At 62.2% G+C, this 13,928-nt stretch carries 14 protein-coding genes; 4 read left to right on the top strand and 10 right to left on the bottom strand.

Annotated features, from left to right (window positions below; genetic code table 11):
- Positions 1-5: 5 nt before the first annotated feature.
- The 4 genes from APH27_RS23565 to APH27_RS23580 all read right to left on the bottom strand — a co-directional run bounded on the left by APH27_RS23565 (position 6) and on the right by APH27_RS23580 (position 2,434).
- Positions 6-563, bottom strand: a complete 558-nt coding sequence (locus APH27_RS23565; protein ID WP_027916783.1) for a DUF2589 domain-containing protein — start codon at positions 561-563, stop codon at positions 6-8.
- A gap of 67 nt (positions 564-630) precedes the next feature.
- Entirely contained in the window at positions 631-1,299 is a 669-nt protein-coding gene (locus tag APH27_RS23570) for a DUF2589 domain-containing protein (protein WP_060486033.1), read from the bottom strand.
- Positions 1,300-1,363: 64 nt separating this feature from the next.
- Positions 1,364-1,744, bottom strand: a complete 381-nt coding sequence (locus tag APH27_RS23575; RefSeq protein ID WP_027916781.1) for a Mor transcription activator family protein — start codon at positions 1,742-1,744, stop codon at positions 1,364-1,366.
- A 231-nt stretch (positions 1,745-1,975) separates the two neighbouring features.
- Complete coding sequence (locus APH27_RS23580; protein ID WP_060486034.1) at positions 1,976-2,434, bottom strand: hypothetical protein; 459 nt, start codon at positions 2,432-2,434, stop codon at positions 1,976-1,978.
- 149 nt (positions 2,435-2,583) lie between these two features.
- Between APH27_RS23580 and APH27_RS23585 the strand changes: the two genes are divergently transcribed.
- Complete coding sequence (locus APH27_RS23585) at positions 2,584-2,772, top strand: hypothetical protein (RefSeq protein WP_003248064.1); 189 nt, start codon at positions 2,584-2,586, stop codon at positions 2,770-2,772.
- A 35-nt stretch (positions 2,773-2,807) separates the two neighbouring features.
- Here APH27_RS23585 and APH27_RS23590 read toward each other — a convergent pair whose 3' ends face one another.
- On the bottom strand, positions 2,808-3,182 hold the full coding sequence (locus APH27_RS23590; protein WP_060486035.1) for a hypothetical protein: 375 nt from the start codon (positions 3,180-3,182) through the stop codon (positions 2,808-2,810).
- A gap of 202 nt (positions 3,183-3,384) precedes the next feature.
- Here APH27_RS23590 and APH27_RS23595 point away from each other — a divergent pair, with 202 nt between their 5' ends.
- Positions 3,385-5,697, top strand: coding sequence for an acylase (locus APH27_RS23595; protein WP_060486036.1), 2,313 nt, complete (start codon positions 3,385-3,387; stop codon positions 5,695-5,697).
- A gap of 135 nt (positions 5,698-5,832) precedes the next feature.
- Here the strand turns inward: APH27_RS23595 and APH27_RS23600 are convergent, their stop codons facing one another.
- Together APH27_RS23600 and APH27_RS23605 are read right to left on the bottom strand one after the other, a co-directional pair.
- On the bottom strand, positions 5,833-6,555 hold the full coding sequence (locus APH27_RS23600) for a UDP-2,3-diacylglucosamine diphosphatase (RefSeq protein WP_060486037.1): 723 nt from the start codon (positions 6,553-6,555) through the stop codon (positions 5,833-5,835).
- On the bottom strand, positions 6,552-7,055 hold the full coding sequence (locus APH27_RS23605) for a peptidylprolyl isomerase (protein WP_027916776.1): 504 nt from the start codon (positions 7,053-7,055) through the stop codon (positions 6,552-6,554). The genes APH27_RS23600 and APH27_RS23605 overlap by 4 nt, the downstream gene beginning before the upstream one ends.
- A 244-nt stretch (positions 7,056-7,299) precedes the next feature.
- On the opposite strand from APH27_RS23605, the gene APH27_RS23610 reads away from it, so the two are divergent.
- Entirely contained in the window at positions 7,300-9,003 is a 1,704-nt protein-coding gene (locus tag APH27_RS23610) for a glutamine--tRNA ligase/YqeY domain fusion protein (RefSeq protein ID WP_060486038.1), read from the top strand.
- A 9-nt stretch (positions 9,004-9,012) separates the two neighbouring features.
- Positions 9,013-10,395 carry a cysteine--tRNA ligase gene (gene cysS, locus APH27_RS23615; protein WP_027916774.1) on the top strand — a complete coding sequence of 461 codons (1,383 nt, stop codon included), beginning with the start codon at positions 9,013-9,015 and terminating at the stop codon, positions 10,393-10,395.
- A 120-nt stretch (positions 10,396-10,515) separates the two neighbouring features.
- Here cysS and APH27_RS23620 read toward each other — a convergent pair whose 3' ends face one another.
- From APH27_RS23620 to APH27_RS23630, 3 genes are all read right to left on the bottom strand, one after another.
- Positions 10,516-11,907, bottom strand: coding sequence for a HAMP domain-containing sensor histidine kinase (locus APH27_RS23620; RefSeq protein ID WP_060486039.1), 1,392 nt, complete (start codon positions 11,905-11,907; stop codon positions 10,516-10,518).
- The gene (locus tag APH27_RS23625; protein WP_027916772.1) at positions 11,885-12,565 is read right to left on the bottom strand and encodes a response regulator transcription factor; all 681 of its coding nucleotides are present in this window, start codon (positions 12,563-12,565) and stop codon (positions 11,885-11,887) included. The genes APH27_RS23620 and APH27_RS23625 overlap by 23 nt, the downstream gene beginning before the upstream one ends.
- 146 nt (positions 12,566-12,711) lie before the next feature.
- The gene (locus tag APH27_RS23630; RefSeq protein ID WP_027916771.1) at positions 12,712-13,731 is read right to left on the bottom strand and encodes a branched-chain amino acid aminotransferase; all 1,020 of its coding nucleotides are present in this window, start codon (positions 13,729-13,731) and stop codon (positions 12,712-12,714) included.
- Between the last annotated feature and the right edge of the window lie 197 nt (positions 13,732-13,928).

Here is a 13,928-nt window from a genome sequence, read left to right on the forward strand (position 1 = left end):
GGGCGTCAGCGTACGGTGGCGGCCTCGACGAATTCGTTGGTTTCGGTGGGCGAAGGCGTGTCGGGTATACGCATGGGAGTGATCAGTCTGGTGTACTCCTCGATCAGGCGGTTGAGCGCCTCGGGTGGTTCGCTGGCATGAAACTGCATGCGTATCTGCACTTCGTCAGGGTCCCGGGCTTCGCCCTGGCGGCCCTGCGCGCCGATCGTCACCTTGAAGCTGGCAGCGTTGGCCCGTTCACATTCCTCACCCAGGGTGCGCAGCCCCTCAGTAGCGTTTACTCGTACCGAAAGGTCCACCTGCATGCGCTCCAGGGTCAGGCCCTTGGGCGCTACCAGGGCGAACAGCGGCACGCGCATCACATGCCTGTCATCCATCGCAACCTCGACCATCTTGGCCCTCATCGGGCTCCCTAGCGCCTGGGTGTCGGAGTCGAAGAACTGGTCGAACAAATTGATGTACTGCTGGGCAATCAGGCTGTTGGTGGCAGCAGCGGCCTCTTGAAGGCCGCGGGTAATATCCCGCAGGTCGAGGGCGGTCATGGGGGCTGGTGGGTTGTCCATGGGGCGGGCTCCTGAGGCAGCAAGAGGCCCCGCAGGCAGGTGCGGGGCGACCAATCACGTAGCGGGATTACAATCGATCAGTAGAGGCGCTCTTGCCAGCATTGCTCTCTATGGCAGGTGTGGTCTTGAGGGTGTCGGCCTGCGAGATCGACTCCTGGCTGTCCAAGGTTGAGGATTTGACCACGGTCGGCTTGGTGGCGGCCTCGGTGAGGAAATCGATTACCCGCATCATGGCTTCTGGTGGGTCCTGGCGACGTAGCGAGGTACTGAACGCATAGCGTGCCCGGGTATCGGTCTTGCGGGTTTGCGTGGACTTGCTGCTGATGCTGCCTTTCACATCCAGTTTGAAAGGGCCCCAGCCCAATGAGGCAGCCAGGTCACCACTTTTGCTGGATTCGCTGAAGTCTTCGGCCATCTGGCTGATGGTCATCTCGAATTCGACGTTGCCTTCATCGATGGAGATGTTCGGGTGGGTGATGGCTGCCAGCAGCGGCACCTTCATGGACTTGCTGACGACGCCTTTGTACTCGCCTTGTTCGTCAACGATGGTTTCGTCGTAGTCGAACTGGATGGCAACCGCTTTGCCGTCCTGTACGCACACCTGCATGAGGAAGTCCGCATAGGATTTGCTGGCAGTCACCTGCGCCTGGACCATGGCCTGCAGCGGTGCTGCGATCATGCGGTCCATGGGCAAGGCATTGAGGACCGAGCCGATGAGGCTGTTATCGATGGACATTAGAGTCTTCTCTTTTCTTTAGCGTTGAGGGGGCGGCCGCTATGGGCGGCCGATGGGGGCGCCGTCAGCGAGTGCATTGTTCCTGGCGGCGAATGTTGCCGATCTGGCGCAGGCTCAGGCCGTATTTGTCGGCTAGCAGGCTGCGTGACAGGCCGTTGGCGCTTTCTTTCTGGATCTGCAGGTTGCGCAACTGACGCAGAAAATGGTCTGCCTTGGGAATTTCCAGGGCCACGCCGGCAAAGCGTTTGATCAAGGCGTCGAGGGCATCGGCCGGGAGTACGTCGGCGAGCTTGGTACGCTCTCGATATTTAGGTATGTACTTGGGCCTGCCGCCGTAGGCGCAGGTCATCTGGTAGGCGTTTTCAAGGCCGATGCATTCGATCAGGGCCTGCAACGAATGCGGTAACTGGCCGATGTCGATGGAGGTGAGATCTGGCAGTTCCATATGAGACTTCCTCGCGGTTGATGGGGCGCGATGCCTGTAGTTGGCATGGGGGAATTCTCGGGGAGCGATAAAACTGTCGCTAGGCGCCAAGTGGGCTGGCAGCTGTAGCTTCGATGAGCAGGGCTTGCAGGCAACGATGTCGCGCGGTGTAGGACGATGCCTCGCTGTTGCCGTGCAGGCCCGATTTCACGTTGGGTTGCTTTTCCACCGTGCAACTAAGTGCCCGCACCCTTATTTGCATGGATAACTGTTCAGCAGGCTTGCTCCACGCAGGTAGGCGTGCGCTTTACTTGCCTGTGCTTGCGGCAGGGAGCGCCAGTCGATGATCAGGCAAAGGCTGTACAACGGCTGCTCATCGAGCATGCCGATGACCCTGTCAGGAAAGGTGCGCCGATAGCGGGCGAGGGTGCTGTTCACGGTCTCGACCTGATCCGCGCGCGCCAAGGTCTGCCGAGCCAGTTCTGGCAGCAGCGGGTGGGGGATCGTGAAGTAGGCATGCCCGGACGTGGCCTTGAAGTGCCCGGCATGGCGGGTTCTTTGCCACAGTTGTTGCCATTGGCTGCTGCCTGCTTGGTCAGCCAGCTGGCTGCCTAGCTGGAGCAATTGTTCGGGCGGTGTCTGGCGGGTGTCCAAGGCATGAGTGGCAAGTGCGGGGGTGAGTAGCATGATGAACAGCGCGAAATTGCGCATGGTGCCTCCAGCATGGGTTGGGGAAACCCAATACTTTCAGGCCTGGTTCGCCCTGCTAAGCAGGAAATGCAGCGCCGCAAGCCATGGCCGTTGTATCATTGCGCCTGCTCATTGCGAGCCAAATGCCCCCGATGTTGAAGGATTTTTCGATGACACACGTGCAGCGCCTCAAATATTCGCTTCTGATCATCCTGGTGGTGCTGGGCCTCATGCTGGGCCTGTCGCATCTGCAGAAGCAAGGCACGATCAGTGAACAGACCTTCCAGATGTTGGCCATTGCCATTGCCGTCGTCGTGGTCGTGATCAACGGGATTCTGCGGCGCAAGGTCAAGCCCTGACACCTGCCGGCCGGCCACGCCAGGCCGGCCTTCAGTCAGCGCGACAAGGGCTGCTCGAGCACGGCGCGGGCTTCTGGCTTGAGGCTGTAGCACTTGTCGCTGCCAAGGCTGATCACGCCCTCCGTGCACAGCCGTTTGAGTACCTCGCGCACGCTCAGGAACGACAGCGGTATGTCCAGTTGTGCCAGTTGCGCATGCACGCCCCGCACGCCAATGCTGCGCCCGGTACGGTCTGCGTTGTACAGCGCATCGATCACCTTCAGGCGAATTAGGCTGGTACGCAGGCCGTAGTTACGCAGCAGTTCGCGAATCTGCGTGTTACCGGCACGTTCGTCCACGCAGCCGGCCGTTCCATTGGCCGCCTTGCCCGGTGCGCGCCCGGTCTGCAATGAGGGTTGCGGGTTGTACATGTGAATGCTCCTTTTCGTGGACTGTCCCGAAATATGGGTGCCTCACTGATTAGGACGAATGAGAACGGCCAATCTGCAGCTTCTTGCTGAAAAAAGTTTCTGCCGGTTTTTCTTAAAGACGGTTTGCAGCACCCGCGCGCGTAAAATTTTCATCCAGCCATTCGTCTGATCGGGAATGACCCCCTGAATCCGAGGAGTGCCCGTGTTGCCAATTTCGCGTCCCTTGACCTGTGCCAGCCTGGCGGCTGCCCTGGTCGCCTCCAGCGTAGCCGTGCAGGCGCGGGAAACCAGCGCTGATGCCAGTGCGCAGATCCGCCGCACCAGTTTTGGCGTGCCACATATTGTCGCCAAGGACGAGCGCGGCCTGGGCTATGGCATTGGCTATGCCTATGCCCAGGACAACCTGTGCCTGCTGGCCAATGAAGTGCTGACGGTCAATGGTGAGCGCTCGCGTTATTTCGGCGCCCAAGGCGTGACCCTTGAGCAACGTGGCAACTTGGCCAGCGACCTGTTTTTCACCTGGCTCAATACGCCGACGGCAGTCAGTGGCTTCATGCAGGCCCAGCCAGCGCAGGTGCGTGAACTGCTGGAAGGTTATGCCAGTGGCTTCAATCGAGCCCTGGCCGAGCGGCGCAGCCAGGGCCTGCCTGCGGAGTGTGGCGATGGCCAGTGGGTGCGCCCGATCACCAGCCAGGATCTGGTCAAGCTGACCCGTCGGCTGTTGGCTGAAGGGGGTGTGGGCCAGTTCGCCGAAGCGCTGGCGGGGGCCCAGCCGCCCAAGCTGGCAGCCCAGCAAGCAGCCCCGGCTTTTGACGTGGCACTGGCTCAGCAGCAGCGCTTCGCCTCCGAGCGTGGCAGCAACGCCGTGGCAGTGGGGGCGCAGCGCTCGGCCAATGGCCGTGGCCTGCTGCTGGCCAACCCGCACTTTCCATGGATGGGCGGGATGCGTTTCTACCAGATGCAATTGACTATCCCAGGCAAGCTGGACGTGATGGGGGCCGCCTTGCCTGGCCTGCCTGTGGTGAACATCGGCTTCAACCGCCGCCTGGCCTGGACGCACACGGTTGATACTTCGAAGCACTTCACCCTGTACCGCCTGCAACTGGACCCCAAGGACCCGACCCACTACCTGCAGGATGGCAAGTCCGTACCCATGGCACAGCAGACCGTGAGCGTCACGGTCAAGGCCGCAGATGGCACGCTCAGCCAGGTTGAACGCCAGGTCTACAGCTCCAGTTTCGGGCCGGTTGTGCAGTGGCCAGGCCGGCTGGACTGGGATACCCAGGCGGCCTATAGCCTGCGCGATGCCAACCTGGACAACACGCGCGTGCTGCAGCAGTGGTACAGCATCAACCGTGCCGACAGCCTGGATGCCTTGAAGGGCTCTATCGAGCAGCTGCAGGGCATCCCGTGGGTCAACACCCTGGCGGTTGATGCCCAAGGCAAGGCGCTGTACCTGAACCAGTCCGTGGTGCCTTATGTCGATCAGCAACTGCTGAGCGCATGCAGCAACCCGGCGGCGCAAGGCCCTTTGGTCGTACTGGACGGGTCGCGCAGTGCCTGCCAGTGGAAAGTCGATGCCCAGGCCGCGCAACCTGGCATCTTCCCGGCGCGGATGTTGCCGAGCCTGGAGCGTAGCGACTTTGTGCAAAACTCCAACGACCCGGCCTGGATGGCCAACCCGGCCCAGCCACTGACGGGCTTCTCGCCGTTGATCAGCCGCAACGACCAACCGCTGGGCATGCGTGGGCGTTTCGCCCTGGAGCGCTTGCAAGGCAACGCCAAGCTGAGCGTCGATGACCTGCAGCGCATGGTGCTGGATGACGAAGTGTACCTGGCCAAACTGGTGCTGCCCGACCTGCTGCAGTGGTGCAAAGGCGCTGAGGCGGACCTGCTGGCCGTGTGCTCCAGCCTCGCCAGCTGGAATGGCAAGGCCGATTTGAACAGCGGTATCGGCCTGGTGCACTTCCAGAACATGGTCGAGGCGATGGCCAAAAACCCACAAAGCTGGCGCGTGGCCTTTGACCCGGCAGATCCACAGCACACCCCACGTGGCCTTGCGGTAGAGCAGGCGGCAGTGCGCAAACTGTTGCGCGAAGCGGCCTTGGCCTCGTTGCAGCAAGTGGCCAAGGCGGGTGTGGAGGAGGGCAGCCGTTGGGGGCAGATCCAGCAGGCCGCCGATGGCACGCCAGTACCGGGCGGGCCGCAGCAGCTGGGTATCTACAACGCGATGTTCAGCGTGCCGCACGGGCCGGGCAAGCGCCTGGTGGTCAGCGGTACCAGCTACCTGCAGTTGGTGAGCTTCACGGAAAGCGGGCCGCAGGCACGTGGCCTGCTGGCATTTTCGCAGTCCAGCGAAGCCGGCTCGGCGCACTTCAACGACCAGACCAAGGCGTTTGCGGCCAAGCAGCTGTCATCGATACCGTTTACCGAGGCGCAGATCAAGGCGGACCCTGAGTATCGGCAGTATGTGATCAGTGAGCGGGATAAAGGGGGCGTGGCCAGCCGGCCTTGAGCCTTTAGCCTGCACCGGCCTCTTCGCGGGTAAACCCGCTCCCACAGGATCTCACCGCCTGCAGCCTTGGTGCAGTACCTGTGGGAGCGGCGGTTCGGCGCCCCGATTCACCCGCGAAGCAGTCAACTTGATCTTTCAGGAAAACTCGAACGGTTCCAGGGCAAAGCCTTGCCCATCGACCTGCAGGGTCCAGCCCCGGCGGTCCCAATCCCCCAGCACGATGCGCCGCGCCGGTTCGCCTTCCACTACCAGCTTGTGGATCGCTGGCCGGTGGGTGTGGCCATGCACCAGCGTGCGCACGCCGTGCGCAGCCATCACCTTTGGCACTTCTTCCGGCGTGACGTCGACGATCTCGGTAGCCTTCATGCGTGTCTGAGCGCGGCTTTCGCTGCGCAGCTTGCGCGCCAGTTTTTGCCGGCTGGCCAGCGGCAGGTGCCGCAGGATCCACAGGCTCACCGGGTTGCGCAGGTAGCGGCGCATCTTCATGTAGGCCAGGTCGCGGGTGCACAGGGTGTCGCCATGCATCAGCAACACCTGTTCACCGCCCAGTTCGATCACGCTCGGGTCGGCAAGCAGGGTGCAGCCGGCGGCCGTGCAGAAGTCCTGGCCAATCAGGAAGTCGCGGTTGCCGTGCATCAGGTAGATCGCCGTGCCGCTGTCGCTGAGCTGGCGCAAGGCCTGGCAGATCGACTGCTGGTACGGTGTCATGGCATCGTCACCGATCCACGCTTCGAAGAAGTCACCAAGGATGTACAACGCCTTGGCGTGGCGGGCGCGGCCGTCGAGCAGATCAAGAAACGCCCGGGTAATGTCCGGGCGTTCTTCTTGCAAATGCAGATCGGAGATCAGCAGGATCACTCAATGATCTCGGCTTTCTCGATGATCACGTCATCTTTAGGCACGTCCTGGTGGCCAGCTTTGGAACCGGTGGCGACTTTTTCGATGGCGTCGACGACTTCGCGGCCTTCGATCACTTCGCCGAATACGGCGTAGCCCCAGCCCTGGGTGTTCTTGCCGCTGTGGTTGAGGAAGTCATTGTTGGAGGCATTGATGAAGAACTGCGCGGAGGCGGAGTGCGGATCCATGGTACGGGCCATGGCGATGGTGTATTTGTCGTTCTTCAGGCCATTGTCGGCTTCGTTCTGGATGCTGGCACGCTTGTCACGCTTTTCGTTCATGCCTGGCTCGAAACCGCCGCCCTGGATCATGAAACCCTTGATCACACGGTGGAAGATGACGTTGCTGTAATGGCCGGCCTTTACGTACTCAATGAAGTTGGCCACGGTCAGCGGGGCTTTCTCGGCATTCAGTTGCAGGACGATATCGCCGTGGTTGGTGCTCAGTTTGACTTTGGACATGCTGAAATTCGCTCTTTCAAGGCATACAGGAAATAGGCTGCGCAGGGCGTGTGTACTCACCAGACGCAGGATCGGGCGACCGCGACACATGTTCAGGGCGCGCGCGGCGGCCATTTTGCACGGTTCGCGATAAATCGCGCCAGTTTGTCGGTGCCCCGCTGTCAGCAGCTTGACTGCTTCGGCTATGATAGGCCCTTTGATTCAATCGGCCTACCCAGGCCGGACACGTGCATTCAAGGATCCTATGAGCAAGCCCACTGCCGACAACGCGCCCAACGCCGCTGCCAAAGGCGCCCCCGCTGTCCCTGCGAACTTCCTGCGGCCGATCATCCAGGCCGACCTGGACTCGGGCAAGCACAGCAGCATCGTCACCCGTTTCCCGCCGGAGCCCAACGGCTACCTGCACATTGGCCATGCCAAGTCGATCTGCGTCAACTTCGGCCTGGCCGAGGAGTTCGGCGGCGTCTGCCACCTGCGCTTCGACGACACCAACCCGGCCAAGGAAGACCAGGAATACATCGATGCCATCCAGCGCGACGTCAAGTGGCTGGGCTTCGACTGGGCCGGCGAGGTGCGCTATGCCTCCAACTATTTCGACCAGCTGCACGACTGGGCCGTTGAACTGATCAAGCGTGGCAAGGCCTATGTCTGCGACCTGACCCCTGATCAGGCCAAGGAGTACCGCGGCAGCCTGACCGAGCCTGGCAAGAACAGCCCGTTCCGCGAGCGCAGCGTCGAGGAAAACCTCGACCTGTTCGCGCGCATGAAGGCCGGCGAGTTCAAGGACGGCGAGCGTGTGCTGCGTGCCAAGATCGACATGGCCTCGCCGAACATGAACCTGCGCGACCCGATCCTGTATCGCATCCGCCATGCCCACCACCACCAGACCGGTGACAAGTGGTGCATCTACCCGAACTACGACTTCACCCACGGTCAGTCGGACGCCATCGAAGGCATTACCCACTCGATCTGCACCCTCGAGTTCGAAGGCCACCGCCCACTGTACGACTGGTTCCTCGACAACCTGCCTGTACCGGCGCACCCGCGTCAGTACGAGTTCAGCCGTCTGAACCTGAACTACACCATCACGTCCAAGCGCAAGCTCAAGCAGCTGGTAGACGAAAAACACGTCAGCGCCTGGGACGACCCACGCATGTCGACCCTGTCGGGCTTCCGCCGCCGCGGCTACACCCCGGCGTCGATCCGCAACTTCTGCGACATGATCGGCACCAACCGCTCCGACGGCGTGGTCGACATGTCGATGCTCGAGTTCAGCATCCGTGACGACCTGGACCGCACCGCGCCACGCGCCATGTGCGTGCTGCGCCCGCTGAAAGTGGTCATCACCAACTACCCGGAAGGCCAGGTCGAGCAGCTCGAACTGCCGCGCCACCCGAAGGAAGACATGGGCGTGCGCGTGCTGCCGTTCGCCCGCGAACTGTACATCGACCGCGACGACTTCATGGAAGAGCCGCCGAAGGGCTACAAGCGCCTGGAGCCGACCGGTGAAGTGCGCCTGCGCGGCAGCTACGTGATCCGCGCCGACGAGGCGATCAAGGATGCCGACGGCAACATCGTCGAGCTGCGCTGCTCGTACGACCCGGACACCCTGGGCAAGAACCCGGAAGGCCGCAAGGTCAAAGGCGTGATCCACTGGGTGCCGGCCGAAAGCAGCGTCGAATGCGAAGTGCGCCTGTACGACCGCCTGTTCCGCTCCGCCAACCCGGAGAAGACCGAAGAGGGTGGCAGTTTCCTCGACAACATCAACCCGGACTCGCTGCAGGTGCTGACCGGCTGCCGTGCCGAGCCGTCGCTGGGCCAGGCACAGCCTGAAGACCGCTTCCAGTTCGAGCGCGAAGGCTACTTCTGCGCCGACCTCAAGGACAGCCAGCCGGGTCGCCCGGTGTTCAACCGCACCGTCACCCTGCGTGACTCCTGGGGCAGCTAAGGAATCGCCGTGCTTACCATCTACAACACGCTGAGCAAGACCAAGGAAGCCTTCAAGCCGCTGGATGGCAACAAGGTGCGCATGTACGTGTGCGGCATGACCGTGTACGACTACTGCCACCTTGGCCACGGCCGCAGCATGGTGGCGTTCGACCTGGTGACCCGCTGGCTGCGTAAAAGCGGATACGACCTGACCTACGTACGCAACATCACCGACATCGACGACAAGATCATCAACCGCGCCAACGAAAACGGTGAGGCGTTCGACGCCCTGACCGCGCGCATGATCGACGCGATGCACGAGGACGAGCGCCGCCTGAACATCCTCAAGCCGGACCTGGAGCCGCGCGCCACCGACCATATCGCCGGCATGCACGCGATGATCCAGACCCTGATCGACAAGGGCTACGCCTACGCGCCGGGCAACGGCGACGTGTACTACCGGGTAGGCAAGTTCGTCGGCTACGGCAAACTGTCGCGCAAGAAGATCGAAGACCTGCGCATCGGTGCCCGCATCGAGGTCGACGAGGCCAAGCAGGACCCACTCGACTTCGTCCTGTGGAAAGGCGTCAAGCCGGGTGAACCGTACTGGGATTCGCCGTGGGGCCCTGGCCGTCCGGGCTGGCACATCGAGTGCTCGGTGATGTCCACCTGCTGCCTGGGCGAGAGCTTCGACATCCATGGTGGCGGCAGCGACCTGGAGTTCCCGCACCACGAGAACGAGATCGCGCAGAGTGAGGCAGCTACTGGCAAGCAGTACGCCAATGCCTGGATGCACTGCGGCATGATCCGTATCAACGGCGAGAAGATGTCCAAGTCCTTGAACAACTTCTTCACCATCCGCGACGTGCTCGACAAGTACCACCCGGAGGTGGTGCGCTACCTGCTGGTGGCCAGCCACTACCGCAGCGCCATCAACTACTCCGAAGACAGCCTGCGTGATGCCAAGGGCGCCCTGGAGCGCTTCTATCACGCCCTGCGTGGCCTGCCGCGGGTTGCCGCCAAGGGTGGCGAAGCCTTCGTCGAGCGCTTCAGCGTGGCGATGAACGATGACTTCGGTACCCCGGAAGCCTGCGCCGTGCTGTTCGACCTGGTGCGCGAGATCAACCGCCTGCGTGACAGCGATGTCGATGCAGCAGCTGGCCTGGCCGGTCGCCTGCGTGAACTGGGTGATGTGCTGGGGGTGTTGCAGCTGGAGGCCGATGACTTCCTGCGTGCCGGTGCCGAGGGCAAGGTCGATGCGGCTGAAGTGGAAGCCTTGATCCAGGCGCGCCTGCAGGCGCGTGCAGACAAGAACTGGGCTGAGTCCGACCGTATCCGTGACCAGATCACTGCCATGGGTGTGGTGCTGGAAGACAGCAAGGGTGCCACTACCTGGCGTCTGGCTGACTGATCGGAGTAATTGGGGCCGCTTTGCGGCCCTTTCGCGACACGAGGCCGCTCCTCCAGGGATATGCGTTCCCCTGTAGGAGCGGCCTTGTGTCGCGAAAGGGCTGCAAAGCAGCCCCTGATACTACTTGGCCAGCCCGGCAAACGGGCAGTGCAACACCAGTTTCGCCCCGCCCAGCTCGCTCTCGCCAATCTCCAGTCCGAACCCGTGCAGGTCAACGATCGCCGCAACGATCGACAACCCCAGCCCGAACCCGGAATGGCGGTGGCCTTCCTCGCTGCGATAGAAGCGCTTCAACACCGCAGTCCGCTCCTCTTCGGGAATCCCCGGCCCGCTGTCTTCGATGGCGATGTGCACGCCCGTTTCATCCTCTGTCGCCTTGATGGCAACCCGACCGCCTTCGGGCGTGAACTTGATGCCATTGCCCACCAGGTTCGCCAGGGCTTCGAACAACAGCTCGCGGTCACCATGCAGTGCCGGCAACTGCGCAGGCTGTTCGAGGTTCAGGCGAATGCCGCCATCCTCGGCCAGCGGCAGATAGAAATCATGCAGCTCCACCAGCAGGTCATGCGGGTCGAGCTGAACGAAGCCGGCGCGACGCTGGCGGTCCTCCAGCTCGCTGATGCGCAGCAATCCACGAAAGCGCGCCATCAACGTGTCAGTCTCGCCGATCGCCTGATCCAGCGCCTCGGACTGTGGCGAGTCATGCGCGCTTTGCTGGCGAATGCGGTAAAGCTGCGCCCGCAGGCGGGTGAGGGGAGTGCGCAGGTCGTGGGCGATGTTGTCGCAGACGCCTTTGACCTCATGCATCAACCGTTCTATGCGGTCGAGCATGGCGTTGACGATGTCGGCGAGCATGTCCAGCTCGTCGCGGCGTGTCGACAGCGGCAAGCGGTGGGTGAGGTCGCCGGCGACGATCAGCTCGGCCTGTGCCTGAATGGCACGGATGCGCTTCAACGGGCGGCGGCGCAGCAGGTACCAACCGGCAAACCCCGGAATCAGGGTCAGCGAGATGCCCCATAGCAGCGCATGCAGGATGATCCGGGTGACCACGAACAGCGAGCCATTGTCGCGGAACAGCACTAGCCAGCGGCCATCCTGCACCTTGATCGCCACCGCATCGCAGCTGTCACGTGGCATGTGCGGGTCGTCGGCGTCCAGGCAGCGCTTGAGCTCGTGCACCTTGCCGTCCAGACCAAGGTCCGGCGGAATTGAACGAATGCGCCCGCCCACCGGGTTGAACTGGTCATCGAACAGGCCATAGGCATCGAAGCTGCGCTCTTCGAACGCCTGGCTGGCGATCAGGGCGTCGTCCAGCTGTTTGCCGCTCATGTGCGCGAACAGGTGCTGGCGCTGCAGCATGGAGTGGCGGGTGAGCTTGTTGAGGTAACTGGAAACTTCGAAGTACAGCACCCCCATGAGGATGCTGCTCCAGGCCACGAACAGAAAACTGTACAGCGCCAACAGGCGGCTGGTGGACGAGCTCCAGCCCTTAGACGGGTTCAGCAATGGCATAGCCCGAGCCCCGTACCGTACGGATCAGTGGCGACTGGCCGGGGGAGTCGATCTTCTTGCGCAGGCGACCGATGTGCACGTCGATCAGGTTGGTGCCCGGGTCGAAGTGGTAGCCCCAGACTTCCTCGAAGATCATCATGCGGGTGATCACCTGGCCGCTGTGACGCATCAGGTATTCCAGCAGCTTGTACTCGGTGGGCAGCAGGTTGAGGGTGTGCTCGCCGCGGCGTGCCTCGTGGCTGATCAGGTCCAGCTGCAGGTCGGCGACCTGCAGGCGGGTCTGGGTCATGGGTACGCTGTTGCGCCGCAGCAGCACTTCGACCCGCGCGGCCATCTCGTCGGAGGCGAACGGTTTGGTCAGGTAGTCGTCGCCACCGGCACGCAGGCCGCGCACGCGCTCGTCGACGTCGGACAGGGCGCTGATCATCAGGATCGGGGTGGCGATTTTAAGGTTGCGCAGGGTGGTGACGATCGTCAGGCCATCGACCTCGGGCAGCATGCGGTCGACAGTGATCAGGTCGTAACCGCCGGCAATGGCCTTGGACAGGCCCTCGCGGCCGTTGTCGGCCCAATCCACTTCCAGGCCGTGGCTGGAGAGTTCGGCGACGATTTCCTGGCCGGTGACGGCGTCGTCTTCGATGGTCAGTACGCGTGGCATGCTCGTTCCTGGGCGTCTATTTGGAGACTTGATTGTGCCAAAGAATAGCCAAACGGCGATTTAAGAAAAATTCATCTACGCAGGGTAAAACAAAACGGGGCATGCCAGTGTCTGACATGCCCCGTCGATCAGCGTAGCCCAGCGGCTCAGGCGACCTTGACGATCCAGCCAGCCGGTGCTTCGACGTCGCCGCTCTGGATACCGGTCAGCTCGTTGTAGAGCTTCTGGGTAACCGGGCCGACTTTTTCCAGGTCGTGGAACACGTGCAGCTTGCCGTTGTACTCGATGCCACCGATCGGGGTGATCACCGCGGCGGTGCCGCAAGCGCCGGCTTCGATGAAGCGGTCGAGCTTGTTGATCTCGACATCACCTTCGATCACAGTCAGGCCCAGGCGCGATTGCGCCAGTTCCATCAGCGACAGGCGGGTGATGCCCGGCAATACCGAGGCCGATTTCGGGGTGACGAACTCGTTGTTGGCCGTGATGCCGAAGAAGTTGGCCGAACCGACTTCCTCGATCTTGGTGTGGGTCAGTGGATCGAGGTAGATGGCGTCAGCGAAGTTGGCCTTCTTGGCTTCAGCGCCTGGTTGCAGGCTGGCAGCGTAGTTGCCACCGACCTTGGCTGCGCCTGTGCCCTGAGGGGCGGCACGGTCGAAGCTGGAGATCTGGAAGTTGTGCGGCTTCATGCCGCCCTTGAAGTACGAGCCAACCGGGATGGCGAAGACCGAGAAGATGAACTCGGGGGCGGTGCGCACGCCGATGTTGTCGCCGGTGCCAATGACGAACGGGCGCAGGTACAGGGCGCCTTTGCCGTGCGGCGGGACGAACTTCTCGTTGGCCTTGACCACTTGCTTGCACGCTTCGATGAAGACATCGGTCGGCACCTGCGGCATCAGCAGGCGGGCACAGCTACGGGCCATGCGCGCGGCGTTCTGGTCAGGGCGGAACAGGTTGATCGAGCCATCCTTGCAACGGTAGGCCTTGAGGCCTTCGAAGCACTGCTGGCCATAGTGCAGGGCGGTGGAGCCTTCACTGATGTGCAGCACGTTGTCTTCGGTCAGGGTGCCTTTGTCCCACTCACCATTGCGCCATACGGACAGGTAGCGCTTGTCGGTCTTGATGTAGTCGAAACCCAGCTTGTCCCAGTTAATGCTTTCGTTACTCATGACACCCTCGATTGTCTTGCAAGTGCCCGATCGCTCAGGCTGCTGTTATATGCGCACCTCGCCACGATAATACATCCGTCGCGGATCGGGAACGGCCAGTGACGAATTGGCCATTAACTGGAAGATCTCGATTGTCTGGGCCGGCCTATTCGCGGGTAAACCCGCTCCCACAGGTACTGTGCAAGTCTTGAAGCCTG

Source organism: Pseudomonas sp. NBRC 111123 (assembly GCF_001320205.1).
Classification (GTDB): Bacteria; Pseudomonadota; Gammaproteobacteria; order Pseudomonadales; family Pseudomonadaceae; genus Aquipseudomonas; species Aquipseudomonas putida_J.